This is a genomic window from Pseudomonas sp. CYM-20-01 (assembly GCF_023169845.1).
GTDB classification, from domain to species: Bacteria; Pseudomonadota; Gammaproteobacteria; order Pseudomonadales; family Pseudomonadaceae; genus Aquipseudomonas; species Aquipseudomonas azotoformans.
Window position 1 is genome coordinate 598353 of sequence record NZ_AP025169.1, and the last position, 18103, is coordinate 616455.

Consider the following 18103-nt stretch of genomic DNA (forward strand, 5'->3'; position numbering starts at 1 on the left):
CTCTGATAGGAGGAAATACGCCCCGACTCGCGTTAAACTGCGCGGGTTTTCAAGCCCCCCATTCTCCGGAGCCTTACATGTCCCGCGTTACCTTGAGTCGCTATTTGATCGAGCAGACCCGCAGCAACAACACGCCTGCCGATCTGCGCTTCCTTATCGAAGTGGTGGCGCGTGCTTGCAAGGAAATCAGCCACGCCGTGTCCAAAGGCGCACTGGGTGGTGTCCTGGGCAGCATGGGCACTGAAAACGTGCAGGGCGAAGTGCAGAAGAAGCTCGACGTCCTGTCCAACGAGATCCTGCTCGAAGCCAACGAATGGGGCGGTCACCTGGCCGGCATGGCGTCCGAAGAAATGGACAATGCCTACCAGATCCCCGGCAAATACCCGAAAGGCGCGTACCTGCTGGTATTCGACCCGCTGGACGGTTCGTCCAACATCGACATCAACGCACCGGTTGGCACCATCTTCTCGGTACTGCGTTGCCCGAACGAATACCTGAGCCAGAACGAAGCGCTGAACGAAAAGGCCTTCCTGCAGCCAGGCACCGAGCAGGTGGCTGCCGGCTACGCCATCTACGGCCCGCAGACCATGCTGGTGCTGACCCTGGGTGATGGCGTCAAAGGCTTCACCCTGGACCGTGAAATGGGCAGCTTCGTACTGACCCACGAAGACATCTCCATTCCTGCATCGACCCAGGAATTCGCGATCAACATGTCCAACCAGCGCCACTGGGAAGAACCGGTCACTCGTTACGTAGGCGAGTTGATGGCAGGCGAAGAAGGCCCGCTGAAGAAAAACTTCAACATGCGCTGGGTGGCCGCGATGGTCGCCGACGTGCACCGTATCCTGACCCGTGGTGGCTTGTTCATGTACCCACGCGACAGCCGCGAGCCATCCAAGCCGGGCAAACTGCGCCTGATGTACGAAGCCAACCCGATGTCGTTCCTGGTGGAGCAGGCAGGCGGTGCGTCCACTGACGGCCACCAGCGCATCCTCGACATCCAGCCGGAAGGCCTGCACCAGCGTGTGGCGGTGTTCCTGGGTTCGAAGGAAGAAGTTGAGCGTGTAACCGCTTATCACAAGGCGTAATGCCTTGAGTTAAGCAAAAAGCCCTGAAATGCTGACGGCATTTCGGGGCTTTTTGCTTATTGGGTGAGGTTTCTTAGCAGCAGCGCCTGCAGATTTTTTCGGGTGTCGGCGATGATGTGAACGTAAATGATCTGATCGCGGATTTCATAGATGATCCGATTCATTCCACTGACAACTTGACGGTACTGGCTGAGATTCAGTTTCTCGATTTCTTCCGGTATCGAGCCTGCAAAGGGTTGAGTCTCAAGGCGGCGAATGGCTTGCTTCAGTGCGTCATAGAACTGCTGCCAGGTTGATGTCGAGAACTGCCGTATGAGGTATGACTTGATGTCTTTAAGGTCGTTTTTTGCCGAGTGGAGAATCACAACCCTGAAGGTCATTGCACGTCGTCCTTGTCCAGTTCGGCGAACACGTCCTCCATTTCCTGGAATTGCCCCAATTCAATCTGCCGGTTGCCTAGAGCCAGTAGCTTTAGCAGCGCCATGGTCTCCGCCTGCTCCTCGAAGCTCTTTACATCCATCACTACCAGCTTTGCTTCACCATTTTGTGTGATGACCAGTGGCTCGCGGCTCTCCGTGAGCGTTTTGACGATCTCAGCGGTGTGACTTTTCAGGTAGCTAATCGGTTTTATCTGAGATGAAAACTTCACGGAATGGCCCTCTCTAGATGGTGAGACTGATTTTAGTCTTTATTCAGTCTTTAGTAGCAGGTGTCCGATGAAAGGCTGATTTTGCGTGCCGAAATACGGTGAAAACGACCAGTTCACAGAAAAAATAAATACCAACCCTCATCGGGAACCAGACACCTCTTTTCCCTTCTAAGCTTCTGGCAGATACCCACGCTGCTTCGTCCCTCCAGGAGTGTTTCCATGTCGTTACGCCGTCTCGCGTTGCTGGCTTTTTGCGTGCTGTTGGCCGCTTGCAGCAAGGTCAACCAAGAAAACTATCAAAAATTGTCGGCTGGCATGGCCAAGGCTGAGGTGGAGTCATTGTTGGGCAAGCCGACCGATTGTTCCGGCGCACTGGGTATGTCCAGTTGCACCTGGGGCGATAAAAACAGCTTTATCAGCGTTCAATATGCCGGTGACAAGGTTCTGATGTTTTCCGGGCAAGGCCTGAAGTAAACCGGGGCGCAAGCCTGCGGGAGAAGAAGAATGATGCGTTTTGTTTTGTTCCTTTGTGCCAGCCTGTTTTTGGCGGGCTGTGCCAGCCATTCTGGCGATGATCTGCAACCCAAGACAGCGAGCAACGTCAACCTCAAGCGTTACCAGGGCACCTGGTATGAGTTGGCCCGATTGCCGATGTACTTCCAGCGCAACTGTGCGCAGTCCGAAGCCCGTTACACCCTGTTGCCTGACGGCGACATGTCGGTGTTCAACCGCTGCCTGACGACCGAGTGGAAGTGGGAAGAAGCCAAGGGCACCGCCACCCCGCAAGTGCCGGGCAAGACCGACAAGCTCTGGGTGGAATTCAATAACTGGTTCACCTCGCTGCTGCCGGGTGTCGCCAAGGGCGACTACTGGGTGCTGTATGTCAGCGATGACTACAAGACCGCCATTGTGGGCAGCCCGAGCCGACGCTACATGTGGATCCTGTCACGCACGCCGACGGTCAATGCGGACACTCGCGAAGACCTGCTGAGCAGGGCGCGGCAACAGGGGTATGACACCACACGGTTGATCTGGCGTACGTCGGACAAGCAGATGGCGAAGACTTCGCAATAAGTCTGGATCACCACCGATCCAATTGTGGGAGGGGGCTTGCCCCCGATTGCAGTGTGTCAGTTAGCACATCTGATTCTGATACATCGCTATCGGGGGCAAGCCCCCTCCCACCGTTTTTAACCGAGTAAATCCCTCAAGACCTGTGTGAACGCTCGGCTGCTTTCTTCTTCGCCGGCATGATGCCCATCGCGCACCACCCACTCTCCATTCACCAGCACATCCCGCACCTGCCGATCACCACCGGCGAACAACCAGCGATTCAGAATCCCGTCCTCGGTCGCCGTCGCCAGGTACGGATCATTACCGTCCAGCACAATCCAATCCGCACGCTTGCCCGCTTCCAGCCGCCCAATCAGCTGGCCTAGCGCCTGCGCGCCGCCATCCAGCGCGGCATCGAACAGCGTGCGCCCGACCATCGGCTGATCACTGCGATACAACCGATTACGCCGCTGATCGCGCAGGCGCTGGCCATATTCCAACCAGCGCAGCTCTTCTACCACGCTCAACGACACATGGCTGTCGGACCCAATCCCCATGCGCCCGCCCTGTGCGAGAAAATCCACCGCCGGGAAGATCCCATCACCCAGGTTGGCCTCGGTGGTCAGGCACAAGCCGGCAATCGCCCGGCTCTTGGCCATGCGCGTCACCTCATCGGCATCGGCATGGGTGGCGTGCACCAGGCACCAGCGTTCATTGACGTCGACATTGTCATACAGCCATTGCAGCGGGCGCTTGCCGCTCCAGGCCAGGCAGTCATCGACTTCCTTTTGCTGTTCGGCGATGTGGATATGCACCGGGCACGCCTTGTCGCTGGCGGCCAGCACGTCATTGATTTGCTGCGGCGTGACTGCGCGCAGCGAGTGGAAGCACAGCCCCAACTGCTGCGCCGGTTGTGCGGCGAGGAGGGGTTTCAACCGCGCCTGCAGGTCCAGGTAGTTTTCAGTGCTGTTGATAAACCGCCGCTGGCCTTCATTCGGCGCCTGGCCGCCAAACCCGGAGTGGGTGTAAAGCACGGGCAGCAGTGTCAGGCCAATCCCGCTGCTGGCCGCCGCCTGGCTGATCTGCCGCGACAGTTCCGTGCGATCGGCATAGGGCTGGCCGCTGACGTCATGGTGCACATAATGAAATTCCGCCACCGAGGTGTAGCCGGCCTTGAGCATCTCGATATACAGCTGGCGCGCGATGACCTGGAGTTGGTCCGGGTTGATCTTGCCGACCATTCGGTACATCAGGTCGCGCCAGGTCCAGAAACTGTCATTCGGGTTGCCGGCCACTTCGGCCAAACCGGCCATGGCACGCTGGAATGCGTGGGAATGCAGGTTCGGCATACCCGCCAACACCGGGCCTCTCAGCCGTTCTGCACCCTCTGCACTGGCATTGGCCTCAACGTTGGTCAGCAAGCCATCGGCGCTGACTTCAAGACGTACATCATTGGCCCATCCATTAGGCAGCAGCGCGCGTTCGGCAAAGAAAGCGGACATGATCAAGGCACCTCGGTCGTGTGTTTATTTGTATATACATATACAGACGTTTGCCTGCTCGGTAAACTCCGGCAATCTATGCATCTTTTCCCCCTGCAAGGATTCCCTGTGCCGACTCCGCCCGCCAACTCTTCGCTGGCTGCCCACATGGACGAAAGTCCGGCGCCCTTGTACGCCCGCGTCAAACAGATGATCAGCCAGCAGATTCTCAACGGCAACTGGCCGCCCCATTACCGCGTGCCTTCCGAGAGCGAACTGGTCAGCCAGCTGGGTTTCAGCCGCATGACCATCAACCGTGCCCTGCGCGAGCTCACCGCCGAAGGTTTGCTGGTGCGCATGCAAGGCGTCGGCACGTTTGTCGCCGAGCCCAAGAGCCAGTCGGCGCTGTTCGAGGTGCACAACATCGCCGATGAGATTGCCTCCCGTGGTCATCGGCACACCTGCCAAGTCATCACCCTGGGTGAAGAGGCTGCCGGTTCCGAGCGCGCCGTTGCCCTGGAGATGCGCGAAGGCGGGCGGGTGTTTCACTCGCTGATCGTGCACTTCGAAAACGATATTCCCGTGCAAATCGAAGACCGTTTCGTCAACGCCCTGGTCGCGCCGGAATACCTGCAACAGGATTTCACCCAGCAAACGCCCTACGCCTACCTGAACCAGGTGGCGCCGCTGACCGAAGGCGAGCATGTGGTCGAAGCCATCCTCGCCGATGCGGCCGAGTGCAAACTGCTGCAGATCGAACCCGGCGAGCCGTGCCTGTTGATTCGCCGGCGCACCTGGTCGGGCCGCCAGCCGGTGACCGCCGCGCGTTTGATCCACCCCGGTTCCCGCCACAGCCTGGAAGGACGCTTCAGCAAATGAGTAGCGTAAAAGTCTGGCGCGCCGCCGAGTACGTGCGCATGCCGTGGAAAAACGGCGGTGGCAGTACCGAAGAAATCACCCGTGATGCAGGTGCAGGGCTGGATGGCTTTGGCTGGCGCTTGTCGATTGCGGATATCGCTGAGTCGGGTGGCTTTTCCACCTTTGCCGGTTACCAGCGTGTCATCACCGTGATCCAGGGCGCCGGCATGGTGCTGACCGTGGATGGCGAAGAGCAGCGCGGGTTGTTACCGCTGCAACCCTTTGCGTTCAAGGGTGACAGCCAGGTGGCATGCCGCTTGATCACCGGGCCGATCCGCGACTTCAACCTGATCTACTCGCCACAGCGTTACCACGCGAGGCTGCAATGGATTGATGGCGAGCAGCGATTTTTCACGACGGCGCAGACGGTGTTGGTGTTTAGCGTGGCCGATGAGGTGAAAGTGTCGGGCCACAAGCTCGGTCATCACGACTGCCTGCAAATCGACGCTAACGATGAGCTGCTGGACCTCGCTGTCAGCGGCCGCAGCTGTATTATCGAACTGACCCAACTCGGTTAAAAAATGTGGGAGGGGGCTTGCCCCCGATTGCAGTGTGTCAGCCAGCCTATCGGGTACTGATACACCGCCATCGGGGGCAAGCCCCCTCCCACATTTGTTTCCCGCTGTTCTTGATAGCTGTTTCCTGAGCGCGCACCACTTTGTTACCGAATGCCCCAGCGTGGCGCAAAACCATGCTTTCGCGATAACCCCGCCCAACCACTAACGCCTCCCGTAAGAAATTTCATCACGCCTCTACACCTTGATTTTCAAGGCTCGCACGCGCTTTCAAAAAAAATCCAAACGCCTCGCCGAAAAAGTTGGCCGCTCGATTGCATATGCTTGTATGTACAAGTAAAGATGTGTGCGTAAGACTCTCCTTCGCACCATCCATGTTCGCGCATCGTGCCGAGGAGTCCAGCAGTGACCGATTTTTCTAAAGCCAAGCCTACAAAATACCGTGACGTCGAAATCCGTGCCGCCCACGGTAACAAGCTCACCGCCAAAAGCTGGCTGACTGAAGCGCCGCTGCGCATGCTGATGAACAACCTTGACCCACAAGTGGCCGAGAACCCGAAAGAACTGGTGGTGTACGGCGGTATTGGCCGTGCAGCACGCAACTGGGAGTGCTACGACCAGATCGTCGAGAGCCTCACCCACCTGAATGACGACGAAACCCTGCTGGTGCAATCCGGCAAACCGGTCGGCGTGTTCAAGACCCACAGCAACGCCCCGCGTGTACTGATCGCCAACTCCAACCTGGTGCCGCACTGGGCCAGCTGGGAACACTTCAACGAACTGGATGCCAAGGGCCTGGCCATGTACGGCCAGATGACCGCCGGCAGCTGGATCTACATCGGCAGCCAGGGCATCGTCCAGGGCACCTACGAAACCTTCGTCGAAGCCGGTCGCCAGCACTACAACAGTGACCTCAAAGGCCGTTGGGTACTGACTGCCGGCCTCGGCGGCATGGGCGGCGCCCAGCCATTGGCCGCAACCTTGGCCGGCGCCTGCTCGCTGAACATCGAGTGCCAGCAGGTCAGCATCGATTTCCGCCTGAACAGCCGTTATGTCGACGAACAAGCCACCGACCTCGACGACGCCCTGGCGCGTATCGCCAAGTACACCAAGGAAGGCAAGGCCATCTCCATCGCCCTGCTGGGCAACGCCGCCGAAATCCTGCCGGAACTGGTCAAGCGTGGCGTACGCCCGGACATGGTCACCGACCAGACCAGCGCCCACGACCCCCTCAACGGTTACCTGCCGGCGGGCTGGACCTGGGACGAATACCGCGCCCGCGCCAAGACCGAGCCCGCTGCCGTGATCAAGGCCGCCAAGCAGTCCATGGCCGTGCACGTCAAAGCCATGCTCGAGTTCCAGAAACAAGGCATCCCGACTTTCGACTACGGCAACAACATCCGCCAGATGGCCCAGGAAGAAGGCGTGGAAAACGCTTTCGATTTCCCGGGTTTCGTCCCGGCCTACATCCGCCCGCTGTTCTGCCGTGGCATCGGCCCGTTCCGCTGGGCGGCACTGTCCGGTGACCCGCAGGACATCTACAAGACCGACGCCAAAGTCAAAGAGCTGATCCCGGACGACGCGCACTTGCATAACTGGCTGGACATGGCCCGCGAACGCATCAGCTTCCAGGGCTTGCCGGCACGTATCTGCTGGGTTGGCCTGGGTCAGCGCGCCAAGCTCGGCCTGGCGTTCAACGAAATGGTGCGCAGCGGCGAGTTGTCGGCACCGGTGGTGATCGGCCGTGACCACCTCGACTCCGGCTCGGTCGCCAGCCCGAACCGCGAAACCGAAGCCATGCAGGACGGTTCCGACGCCGTGTCCGACTGGCCGCTGCTCAACGCCCTGCTCAACACTGCGAGCGGCGCGACCTGGGTATCGCTGCACCACGGCGGCGGCGTGGGCATGGGCTTCTCCCAGCACTCCGGGATGGTCATCGTCTGCGACGGCACCGACGAAGCGGCTGAGCGGATCGCCCGTGTGCTGCACAACGACCCGGCCACCGGTGTGATGCGCCATGCGGATGCCGGTTACCAGATCGCGATTGATTGCGCCAAGGAGCAGGGCTTGAACCTGCCGATGATCAAGTAAGCCAGTACCACCCTGAAACAATCCATCAGAGGTTGAACCGACATGGCTGCAAATGACACCACCCCGTTGATCGAAAGGCGTTCGATCGACTACATCCCGGAAGCCGAAAGACACGGTCGTCTGTTCAGCCAGTTCACCCTGTGGATGGGCGCCAACCTGCAGATCACCGCGATTGTCACCGGGGCCTTGGCCGTGGTGCTGGGCGGCGATGTGTTCTGGTCGTTGATCGGTCTGTTGATCGGTCAGCTGATCGGCGGTGGGGTCATGGCGTTGCATGCGGCGCAAGGGCCCAAGCTGGGCCTGCCGCAGATGATTTCCAGTCGGGTGCAGTTCGGTGTGTATGGCGCGGCCATCCCTATTGTGCTGGTGTGCCTGATGTACCTGGGCTTCACCGCCACTGGCACCGTGCTTTCGGGGCAGGCGCTGGGCCAGTTGTTCGGGGTCAGCGACAGCGTCGGCATCCTGATTTTCGCCAGCGTCATCGTGCTGGTCACGGTGCTCGGCTACCGGGTGATCCATTTCATCGGGCGTGTCGCCAGCGTGATTGGCGTGATTGCCTTTGTGTACCTGTTCAGCCGTCTGATGAGCCAGACCGATGTTGGCGCGCTCCTGCAGATCCGCCACTTCAGCTGGAGCAGTTTCCTGCTGGCGGTGTCGCTTGCGGCCTCCTGGCAGATAGCCTTCGGCCCGTACGTGGCGGACTATTCGCGTTACCTGCCGAGCAAGACCTCGTCGGTGAAAACCTTTTTCGCCGCCGGTGCAGGTTCGGTGGTGGGCGCGCAGGTGGCGATGGTGCTCGGCGTGTTTGCCGCGGCCATGTCCAACGGTCAGTTCGCCGGGCATGAAGTGGCCTACATCGTGGGCCTGAGCGGCACCGGCGCTACCGCTGCGCTGCTGTACTTCAGCATCGCGTTCGGCAAGGTCACCATTTCGACGCTGAACTCCTACGGCAGCTTCATGTGCATCGCGACCATCGTCAGCGGCTTTCGTGGCCGCCTGGAGGTCACGCGCCTGCAACGCCTGGTGTTCGTGCTGGCGATTGTCGGTACGGCGACCCTGATCGCATTGCTCGGCCAGCACTCGTTCCTGGGGGCGTTCAAGTCCTTCATCCTGTTCCTGCTGGCGTTCTTCACGCCCTGGAGCGCGATCAACCTGGTGGACTACTACTGCATCACCCGCGAGCGCTATGACGTACCAGCGCTGGCCGACCCGAACGGTCGCTACGGGCGCTGGAACCTGCTCGGTATCAGCGTGTATGTGTTCGGCGTGCTGGTGCAGTTGCCGTTCATCTCCACCAAGTTCTACACAGGTCCCTTGGTGGCCGCGCTGGGTGATGTGGATATCTCCTGGATCATCGGCCTGGTACTGCCCGCAGCGCTGTATTACCTGTGTGCGAAAAAATGGCACGGCGCCGTGCCCGATCAACTGATCCTGCCAACAGAGCAGGGCGCTATACCCACAACAAACGGGCTGGCTGCACAGGCCTGATGGGACGTGGACAGGGCAGGATGCCTACTGACTGCCGTAATCCATTTCAAGATTGGGAGCGTCACAACAATGAAAATGCATAAGACCCTGATGGCTACCTTGCTCTCTGCAGGCTTGCTGGCCAGCGCTGGCGCCCAGGCAGCCGGTTGGTGCGAATCCGGCAAGCCGGTGAAATTCGCCGGCCTGAACTGGGAGAGCGGCATGTTGCTCACCGACATCCTGCAAACCGTGCTGGAAAAAGGCTACGACTGCAAAACCGACAGCTTGCCGGGCAACTCCATCACCATGGAAAACGCCCTGAGCAGCAACGACATCCAGGTGTTTGCCGAAGAGTGGGTCGGCCGCAGTGAAGTCTGGAACAAGGCCGAGAAGGCCGGCAAAGTCGTCGGCGTCGGCGCCCCGGTTGTGGGCGCTATCGAAGGCTGGTACGTGCCGCGTTATGTGATCGAAGGCGATGCCAAGCGCAAGCTGGAGCCCAAGGCCCCGGAGCTGAAAACCATCGCCGACCTGGCCAAGTACGCCTCGGTGTTCAAGGACCAGGAAGAGCCCTCCAAGGGCCGCTTCTACAACTGCCCGGCCGGCTGGACTTGCGAGCTGGACAACAGCGAGATGCTGAAAAGCTACGGCCTGGAAAGCACCTACACCAACTTCCGCCCAGGCACCGGCCCGGCGCTGGATGCGGCGGTGCTGTCGAGCTACAAGCGTGGCGAGCCGATCCTGTTCTACTACTGGTCGCCCACGCCGCTGATGGGCCAGGTCGACCTGGTCAAGCTGGAAGAAAAACCCGGCGTGGATAAAAGCGTGAGCATCAAGGTCGGCCTGTCCAAGACCTTCCACGAGCAAGCTCCAGAACTGGTGGCCGTGCTGGAAAAGGTCAACCTGCCCATCGACCTGCTGAACCAGAACCTGGGCCGCATGGCCAAGGAGCGAATTGAGTCGCCAAAACTGGCGAAAATTTTCCTCAAGGAACATCCTGAAGTCTGGCACGCCTGGGTGAGCGACGACGCAGCCAAGAAAATCGACGCGGCCTTGTAGGTCAAGCGTGCCCGGCTACCCTGAGGGGCAGCCGGGCGCCTGGCCACAACCCACTGGATCGAGAGCACGATATGTTTCCTGAGAGTTTTACGTTTTCCATCGCCGACTGGGTCAACGGTTGGGTGGACTCACTGGTCACCAACTACGGTGATGTGTTCCGGCACATTTCCGACACCCTGCTGTGGGCCATCGTCAACCTGGAAGGGTTGCTGCGCGCAGCGCCGTGGTGGCTGATGCTGGCCATTGTCGGCGCCGTCGCCTGGCACGCTACCCGCAAGGTGGTGACCACGGCAGTGATCGTCGGCCTGCTGTTCCTGGTGGGCGCGGTTGGCCTGTGGGACAAGCTGATGCAGACCCTGGCCTTGATGATGGTCGCCACGGTGATCTCGGTGCTGATCGGCATTCCGCTGGGCATTCTGTCCGCACGCAGCAATCGCCTGCGTTCGGTGCTGATGCCGCTGCTCGACATCATGCAGACCATGCCGAGTTTCGTATACCTGATCCCGGTGCTGATGCTGTTCGGCCTGGGCAAGGTCCCGGCGATTTTCGCCACGGTGATCTACGCCGCGCCACCGCTGATTCGCCTCACAGACCTGGGCATTCGCCAGGTCGACGGCGAAGTCATGGAAGCCATCAACGCCTTCGGTGCCAACCGTTGGCAGCAACTGTTCGGCGTGCAACTGCCACTGGCGTTGCCGAGCATCATGGCCGGTATCAACCAGACCACCATGATGGCGCTGTCAATGGTGGTGATCGCCTCGATGATCGGCGCCCGTGGCCTGGGTGAAGACGTACTTGTCGGCATCCAGACCCTCAACGTCGGGCGTGGCCTTGAAGCCGGCCTGGCGATCGTGATTCTCGCAGTGGTCATCGACCGCATTACCCAGGCCTATGGTCGTCCACGGCATGAGGCGAGCAAATGACTACTGTCAGCAAAATCGAAGTCAAAAACGTCTTCAAGATCTTCGGCGCCCGCTCCAAGGATGCGCTGTCGTTGATCGGCCAGGGCAAGACCAAGGACCAGGTGCTGGCCGAAACCGGCTGCGTGGTCGGTGTGAACGACCTGTCCCTGAGCATCGGCACTGGCGAGATCTTCGTGATCATGGGCCTATCGGGTTCCGGCAAGTCCACTCTGGTGCGCCACTTCAACCGCCTGATCGACCCCACCAGCGGCGCGATCCTGGTGGACGGTGAAGATATCCTGCAACTGGACATGGAAGCCCTGCGCCAATTCCGTCGGCACAAGATCAGCATGGTGTTCCAGAGCTTCGGCCTGTTGCCCCACAAGAGCGTGCTCGACAACGTCGCCTACGGCCTGAAAGTGCGTGGCGAAACCAAACAGGTGTGCGCCGAACGCGCCCTGCACTGGATCGAAACCGTGGGCCTCAAGGGCTACGAAAACAAATACCCGCACCAGCTTTCCGGCGGCATGCGCCAGCGTGTCGGCCTGGCCCGTGCGTTAGCGGCCGACACCGACATCATCCTGATGGACGAAGCCTTCAGCGCCCTCGACCCACTGATCCGCGCCGAGATGCAGGACCAGTTGCTGGAGCTGCAAAAGACCCTGCACAAAACCATCGTGTTCATCACCCACGACCTCGACGAGGCCGTGCGCATCGGCAACCGCATTGCAATCCTCAAGGACGGCAAGTTGATCCAGGTCGGCACGCCGCGGGAGATCCTGCATTCGCCGGCGGATGAGTATGTGGATCGGTTTGTCCAGCGGCGGGCGGCGGTGGTCTGAGCTGGAATTGTTGGTGAGGCTGATGACCTCATCGGGGGCAAGCCCCCTCCCACAGGGGAATGCATTCCAAATGTGGGAGGGGGCTTGCCCCCGATAGGTCCGGCAGAGCTGCACAAAAATTCAAGAAGGTATGAAGATGCCCCAGGCAACAAAAATCACCATCGCCAACGCCCCGCTGCGCTGGCAGGACGTCGTCGCCGTCGCCCGCCACGGCGCGGTGCTCGAACTCTCGGGCCAGGCCTGGGCGCGCATCGACAATGCCCAGGCCATCGTGCAGCGCATCGTCACCAGCGGTGAGCGCGCCTATGGCGTGAACACCGGCCTGGGCGCGCTGTGCAATGTGTCGCTCAAGGGCGAGCAACTCAGCCAACTCTCGCGCAACACCTTGCTCAGCCACGCCTGTGGCGTCGGCCCGGTGTTGAGCGACGAACAGACCCGCGCGATCATCTGCGCCGCCATCATCAACTACAGCCACGGCAAATCCGGCCTGCATCCGCAGGTGGTGCATTCGCTGCTGGCGCTGCTCAACCACGGCATCACGCCGCAAGTGCCGTCCCAGGGCTCGGTGGGTTACCTGACCCATATGGCCCATGTTGGCGTGGCGCTGCTGGGTGTGGGCAATGTGAGTTACCAAGGTCGGATCGTTCCGGCTCAAGAGGCATTGAACGCGGAAGGTCTGCAGCCGGTGGTGCTCGGCGCCAAGGACGGTCTGTGCCTGGTCAACGGCACGCCGTGCATGACTGGCCTGAGCTGTCTGGCCCTGGCCGACGCGCATCACTTGCTGCAATGGGCCGACGTGATCGGCGCCATGAGCTTCGAAGCCCAGCGTGGTCAGATCGATGCCTTCGATGAAGAAATCATCGCCCTCAAGCCGCACCCCGGCATGCAGCAAGTGGGTATCAACCTGCGCGCCCTGCTTGATGGCAGCGAAGTGATCGCCAGCAGCAAGGGCATTCGCACACAGGATGCGTTAAGCATTCGCTCGATCCCGCAGATCCACGGCGCGGCACGCGACCAGGTAGAGCACGCCACGCGCCAGATCGAGACTGAACTCAACAGCGCCACCGACAACCCGCTGGTGCTCGGCACGCCGGAACACTACCGCGTGGTGTCCCAGGCCAACCCGCATGGCCAGTCCGTGGCGTTGGCGGCGGACATGCTGGCGATTGCCATGGCCGAAATCGGCGCGGTGGCCGAACGTCGCCTGGACCGCCTGATCAACCCGCACGTCAGCGGCTTGCCGGCGTTCCTGGTCAGCAACCCTGGGGTCAACTCCGGGATGATGATCGTGCAGTACGTCGCCGCCTCACTGTGCGGGCAAAACCGCCAATTGGCGCAACCGGCGGTGCTCGACAACTTCGTCACCTCGGGCCTGCAGGAAGACCACCTGAGCATGGGCACCAATGCGGCGCTCAAGCTGCACCAGGTGCTGGCCAACGTGACCCAGATTCTCGCCATCGAGTACTTGTTGGCGGCCCAGGCGTTCGAGTTTCTCAAGGAACAACGTTTCGGCGTCGGCACCGAACGTGCCTGGCGTCTGCTGCGCGACGTCGTGCCGGCCTATGAACAGGACCGTTGGCTGGCGCCGGACATTGCCGCCGCCGCTCAACTGCTGAAAAACACCGATTTACCGAATGTGCACTTTTAAAAGAACAATTCAGAAGGAGTATGAATGTGACTGCGCTAAACCTGATTCCAGGCCAACTGAGCCTTGCCCAACTGCGAGCCATCTACCAGCAGCCGGTAACCCTCAGTCTGGATGACAGCGCCACGGCGCAGATCGAAGCCAGTGTGGCCTGCGTGGAGCAGATTCTCGCCGAGAACCGCACCGCCTACGGTATCAACACCGGTTTCGGCCTGCTGGCCTCGACCCGCATCGCCAGCGAAGACCTGGAAAACCTTCAGCGTTCGCTGGTGCTGTCCCACGCCGCTGGCGTCGGTGAGCCGATCAGCGATGCGCTGGTGCGGTTGGTCATGGTGCTCAAGGTCAACAGCCTGAGCCGTGGGTTCTCCGGCATTCGTCGACAGGTGATCGACGCACTGATTGCGCTGATCAACGCCGAGGTGTACCCGCATATTCCGCTGAAAGGTTCGGTGGGTGCCTCCGGCGACCTGGCGCCGTTGGCGCACATGTCCCTGGTGCTGCTGGGCGAAGGCAAGGCACGCTACAAAGGCGAGTGGCTGGAAGCGACTGACGCGCTGAAAGTCGCCGGCCTCACGCCGCTGACCCTTGCCGCCAAAGAAGGCCTGGCGCTGCTCAACGGCACCCAGGTGTCGACTGCTTATGCACTGCGCGGCCTGTTCGAAGGTGAAGACCTGTTCGCCGGCGCCCTGGCCTGCGGCGGCCTCACTGTGGAAGCGGTGTTGGGTTCGCGTTCGCCATTCGATGCGCGCATCCATGCCGCTCGCGGCCAGCGTGGGCAGATTGACTCTGCTGCGGCTTACCGTGACCTGCTCGGCGACAGCAGCCAGGTGTCCCAGTCGCACCAGAACTGCGACAAGGTGCAAGACCCGTACTCGCTGCGCTGCCAGCCACAAGTCATGGGCGCCTGCCTGACCCAGTTCCGCCAGGCCGCTGAAGTGCTGGTGGTCGAGGCCAACGCCGTGTCGGACAACCCGCTGGTGTTTGCCGCTGAAGGCGACGTGATCTCCGGTGGCAACTTCCACGCCGAACCGGTGGCCATGGCGGCCGACAACATGGCGCTGGCCATCGCCGAAATCGGCTCGCTGAGTGAGCGCCGTATCTCGCTGATGATGGACAAGCACATGTCGCAACTGCCGCCGTTCCTGGTGGGCAATGGCGGCGTGAACTCCGGCTTCATGATCGCCCAGGTGACCGCTGCCGCGCTCGCCAGCGAGAACAAGGCGTTGTCTCATCCCCATAGCGTCGACAGCCTGCCGACCTCCGCCAACCAGGAAGACCACGTGTCGATGGCCCCGGCTGCGGGCAAACGCCTGTGGGAAATGGCTGAGAACACCCGTGGCATTCTCGCGGTTGAGTGGCTGGCCGCGTGCCAGGGCCTGGACCTGCGCGAAGGCCTGAAAACTTCGCCGAAGCTGGAAAAGGCGCGTGGCATCCTGCGCAGCAAAGTGGCGTTCTACGACAAGGACCGCTTTTTCGCGCCGGACATCAACGCCGCCAGCGAACTGCTCGCCACTCGCTGCCTGAATGAGCTGGTGCCGGCCAAGCTGCTGCCGAGCCTGTAACCGCCACACCCTGTAGTGAGCGGGCTTGCCCCGCGCTGGGCTGCGCAGCAGCCCCAAAAAACTGCCGCCGCGTTCTGTCTGAAGAAATGCGGTGGCAACTTCAGGGCCGCTTCGCAGCCCAGCGCGGGGCAAGCCCGCTCACTACAGTTGTCAGGCAACTGGCTCTAAATTTTCTCAGGATAAAAATAATTAAGGACGAGAAATGCACCAGCAAGAAAAAGGTTTGAAACGCGGGCTCAGCGCCCGACATATTCGCTTCATGGCACTCGGTTCCGCGATCGGTACCGGGTTGTTCTATGGCTCCGCCTCGGCTATCCAGATGGCTGGTCCCGCTGTGCTGCTGGCCTACCTGATCGGCGGCGCCGCCGTGTTCATGGTGATGCGTGCCCTCGGTGAAATGGCCGTGCACAACCCGGTCGCCGGTTCCTTCGGCCAGTACGCCAGCACCTACCTGGGTCCCATGGCCGGGTTTATCCTCGGCTGGACCTACGCGTTTGAAATGATCATCGTGTGCCTGGCCGACGTCACCGCCTTCGGCATCTACATGGGCTTCTGGTTTCCCGAGGTCGCGCGTTGGGTCTGGGTGCTCGGCATCGTGTTTCTGATCGGCGGCCTGAACCTGTGCAACGTCAAAGTGTTTGGCGAAATGGAGTTCTGGCTGTCGCTGCTCAAGGTCGGCGCCATCGTGGCGATGATCCTCGGCGGCTTCGGCATCATGCTGTTCGGCATCCACTCGGCCGGTGAGACCCAGGCCAGTGGCCTCAGCAACCTGTGGGCCCACGGTGGCTTCATGCCTAATGGTATCGGCGGCCTGATCGCTTCGTTTGCGGTGGTGATGTTTGCCTTCGGCGGCATCGAAATCATCGGCATCACCGCCGGCGAAGCCAAGGACCCGCAGCGCGTGATCCCCAAGGCGATCAACGCGGTGCCGCTGCGTATCCTGTTGTTCTACGTGCTGACCCTGTTCGTGCTGATGGCCATCTACCCATGGCCGCAGATCGGCAGCCAGGGCAGCCCGTTCGTGCAGATCTTCAGCAACCTGGGCATTGGCTCGGCGGCGACCATCCTCAATATCGTGGTGATCTCGGCCGCTGTTTCGGCCATCAACAGCGACATCTTCGGCGCCGGCCGCATGATGTACGGCCTGGCCCAGCAGGGGCAGGCACCCAAGGGCTTCGCGCAACTGTCGAAACACGGTGTGCCGTGGATGACTGTGGTGGTGATGGGCGCAGCCTTGCTGGGTGGCGTGGTGCTCAACTACCTGATCCCGGAAAACGTATTCCTGCTGATCGCCTCGATTGCCACCTTCGCCACCGTTTGGGTGTGGCTGATGATCCTGTTCACCCAGGTCGCCATGCGCCGCTCAATGACCAAGGAGCAGGTCGCCGAATTGAAATTCCCGGTGCCGTTCTGGCCCTATGCGCCGGCGGCCGCCATCGTATTCATGCTGTTCGTGTTTGGTGTGCTGGGTTACTTCCCGGACACCCAGGCTGCCTTGCTGGTCGGTGCCGTATGGATCGTGCTGTTGGTGGTGGCCTACCTGCTGTGGGTCAAACCCGCTGCCGGGCAAGCGGCCAAGGTCCATTACGACCCGGCTTTGTCTCATCGTTAATCTAGGGAGGCGTTGATGAAAACGCTTTGGCAACACTGCCACGTCGCAACCATGGCCCAGGGCAAGTACTCGATCATCGAGGATGCCGCCATGGTCACCGCGGGTTCGCTCATCGAGTGGATCGGCCCCCGCAGCCAGGCACCCACGGCGGATTACGCCCAGGTGCATGACCTGCACGGCGCGTGGGTCACCCCCGGGCTGATCGACTGCCACACCCACACGGTGTTCGGCGGTAACCGCAGCGGCGAATTCGAGCAACGCCTCGAAGGCGTCAGCTACGCCGAGATCGCGGCCAAGGGCGGTGGTATTGCCAGCACGGTGCGCGCCACTCGCGCCGCAACCGAAGATGAGCTGTTTGCCAGTGCTGAAAAACGCCTGCGCAGTCTGCTGCGTGATGGCGTCACCACCGTGGAGATCAAGTCCGGCTACGGCCTGGACCTGGCCAACGAACGCAAGATGCTGCGTGTGGCCCGTCGCCTCGGTGAAGCGCTGCCGGTCAGCGTGCGCGCCACGTGCCTGGCGGCCCATGCGTTGCCGCCGGAGTACAAGGACCGCGCCGACGACTACATCGACCATATCTGCGCCGACATGCTGCCGGCCCTGGCGGCGGAAGGGCTGGTGGACGCGGTGGATGCGTTCTGTGAGTACCTGGCGTTCTCCACCGAACAGGTGGAGCGCGTGTTCAAAGTTGCCCAGCAACTCGGCCTGCCGGTGAAACTGCACGCCGAGCAGCTCTCTTCGTTGCACGGTTCCAGCCTGGCCGCGCGTTACCAGGCATTGTCGGCGGATCACCTGGAATTCATGACCGAAGAAGATGCCATCGCCATGGCCGCTTCCGGCACCGTCGCGGTGTTGCTGCCGGGCGCCTTCTACTTCCTGCGCGAAACCCAATTGCCGCCGATGGAGGCCCTGCGCAAGCACGGCGTGAAAATTGCCATCGCCAGCGACCTCAACCCCGGTACTTCGCCGGCGTTGTCGGTACGCCTGATGCTGAACATGGCCTGCACCCTGTTCCGCATGACCCCGGAAGAAGCCCTGGCCGGTGCCACGCAACATGCGGCTACCGCATTAGGCATGGGCGACACCCACGGTTCGCTGGAGGTGGGCAAGGTCGCGGATTTTGTCGCTTGGCAGATTGATCGTCCCGCCGACCTGGCGTACTGGCTGGGTGGCGAGCTGGATAAACGCGTCGTGCGCCATGGCGTCGACGCCACTGTATGAG

The 18103-nt window shown here is 61.1% G+C and carries 17 protein-coding genes; 14 read left to right on the forward strand and 3 right to left on the reverse strand.

Features of this window, described 5'->3' with window-relative positions:
* Positions 1–77 precede the first annotated feature (77 nt).
* Complete coding sequence (locus tag M2497_RS02665; protein ID WP_248485736.1) at positions 78–1088, forward strand: class 1 fructose-bisphosphatase; 1011 nt, start codon at positions 78–80, stop codon at positions 1086–1088.
* Positions 1089–1144: 56 nt separating this feature from the next.
* Here M2497_RS02665 and M2497_RS02670 read toward each other — a convergent pair whose 3' ends face one another.
* Together M2497_RS02670 and M2497_RS02675 are read right to left on the reverse strand one after the other, a co-directional pair.
* The gene (locus tag M2497_RS02670; RefSeq protein ID WP_248485737.1) at positions 1145–1468 is read right to left on the reverse strand and encodes a type II toxin-antitoxin system RelE/ParE family toxin; all 324 of its coding nucleotides are present in this window, start codon (positions 1466–1468) and stop codon (positions 1145–1147) included.
* Positions 1465–1737 (reverse strand): type II toxin-antitoxin system Phd/YefM family antitoxin, encoded by a 273-nt coding sequence (locus M2497_RS02675; RefSeq protein WP_248485738.1) that lies wholly within the window; start codon positions 1735–1737, stop codon positions 1465–1467. Before M2497_RS02675 ends, M2497_RS02670 begins: the two co-directional genes overlap by 4 nt.
* 219 nt (positions 1738–1956) lie before the next feature.
* On the opposite strand from M2497_RS02675, the gene M2497_RS02680 reads away from it, so the two are divergent.
* Together M2497_RS02680 and M2497_RS02685 are read left to right on the forward strand one after the other, a co-directional pair.
* Positions 1957–2211, forward strand: coding sequence for a lipoprotein (locus M2497_RS02680; RefSeq protein ID WP_033897714.1), 255 nt, complete (start codon positions 1957–1959; stop codon positions 2209–2211).
* A gap of 30 nt (positions 2212–2241) precedes the next feature.
* Positions 2242–2811 (forward strand): lipocalin family protein, encoded by a 570-nt coding sequence (locus M2497_RS02685; protein WP_058423714.1) that lies wholly within the window; start codon positions 2242–2244, stop codon positions 2809–2811.
* Between the two features lie 116 nt (positions 2812–2927).
* Here the strand turns inward: M2497_RS02685 and M2497_RS02690 are convergent, their stop codons facing one another.
* Entirely contained in the window at positions 2928–4292 is a 1365-nt protein-coding gene (locus M2497_RS02690; RefSeq protein WP_248485739.1) for a formimidoylglutamate deiminase, read from the reverse strand.
* Between the two features lie 78 nt (positions 4293–4370).
* Here M2497_RS02690 and hutC point away from each other — a divergent pair, with 78 nt between their 5' ends.
* The 11 genes from hutC to hutI all read left to right on the forward strand — a co-directional run bounded on the left by hutC (position 4371) and on the right by hutI (position 18102).
* A complete protein-coding gene (hutC, locus tag M2497_RS02695) occupies positions 4371–5150 on the forward strand; it encodes a histidine utilization repressor (protein WP_248485740.1) in 780 nt (259 codons plus the stop codon).
* Positions 5147–5707, forward strand: a complete 561-nt coding sequence (locus M2497_RS02700) for a HutD family protein (RefSeq protein ID WP_179030494.1) — start codon at positions 5147–5149, stop codon at positions 5705–5707. Before hutC ends, M2497_RS02700 begins: the two co-directional genes overlap by 4 nt.
* 402 nt (positions 5708–6109) lie before the next feature.
* On the forward strand, positions 6110–7795 hold the full coding sequence (gene hutU, locus M2497_RS02705; protein ID WP_248485741.1) for a urocanate hydratase: 1686 nt from the start codon (positions 6110–6112) through the stop codon (positions 7793–7795).
* Between the two features lie 42 nt (positions 7796–7837).
* A complete protein-coding gene (locus M2497_RS02710; RefSeq protein ID WP_248485742.1) occupies positions 7838–9283 on the forward strand; it encodes a cytosine permease in 1446 nt (481 codons plus the stop codon).
* Between the two features lie 69 nt (positions 9284–9352).
* Positions 9353–10318: an ABC transporter substrate-binding protein gene (locus tag M2497_RS02715; RefSeq protein ID WP_248485743.1), complete on the forward strand. Its 966-nt coding sequence runs from the start codon at positions 9353–9355 to the stop codon at positions 10316–10318.
* Between the two features lie 71 nt (positions 10319–10389).
* Positions 10390–11241, forward strand: coding sequence for a proline/glycine betaine ABC transporter permease (locus M2497_RS02720; RefSeq protein ID WP_012721776.1), 852 nt, complete (start codon positions 10390–10392; stop codon positions 11239–11241).
* Entirely contained in the window at positions 11238–12062 is an 825-nt protein-coding gene (locus M2497_RS02725; protein ID WP_050572407.1) for a glycine betaine/L-proline ABC transporter ATP-binding protein, read from the forward strand. Before M2497_RS02720 ends, M2497_RS02725 begins: the two co-directional genes overlap by 4 nt.
* 136 nt (positions 12063–12198) lie before the next feature.
* The gene (hutH, locus tag M2497_RS02730; RefSeq protein WP_248485744.1) at positions 12199–13710 is read left to right on the forward strand and encodes a histidine ammonia-lyase; all 1512 of its coding nucleotides are present in this window, start codon (positions 12199–12201) and stop codon (positions 13708–13710) included.
* A 20-nt stretch (positions 13711–13730) separates the two neighbouring features.
* Positions 13731–15269 (forward strand): histidine ammonia-lyase, encoded by a 1539-nt coding sequence (gene hutH / locus M2497_RS02735; RefSeq protein WP_248485745.1) that lies wholly within the window; start codon positions 13731–13733, stop codon positions 15267–15269.
* Positions 15270–15471: 202 nt separating this feature from the next.
* Positions 15472–16881 (forward strand): amino acid permease, encoded by a 1410-nt coding sequence (locus tag M2497_RS02740; RefSeq protein ID WP_071497071.1) that lies wholly within the window; start codon positions 15472–15474, stop codon positions 16879–16881.
* Between the two features lie 15 nt (positions 16882–16896).
* Entirely contained in the window at positions 16897–18102 is a 1206-nt protein-coding gene (gene hutI, locus M2497_RS02745; RefSeq protein WP_248485746.1) for an imidazolonepropionase, read from the forward strand.
* Position 18103: the final 1 nt, after the last annotated feature.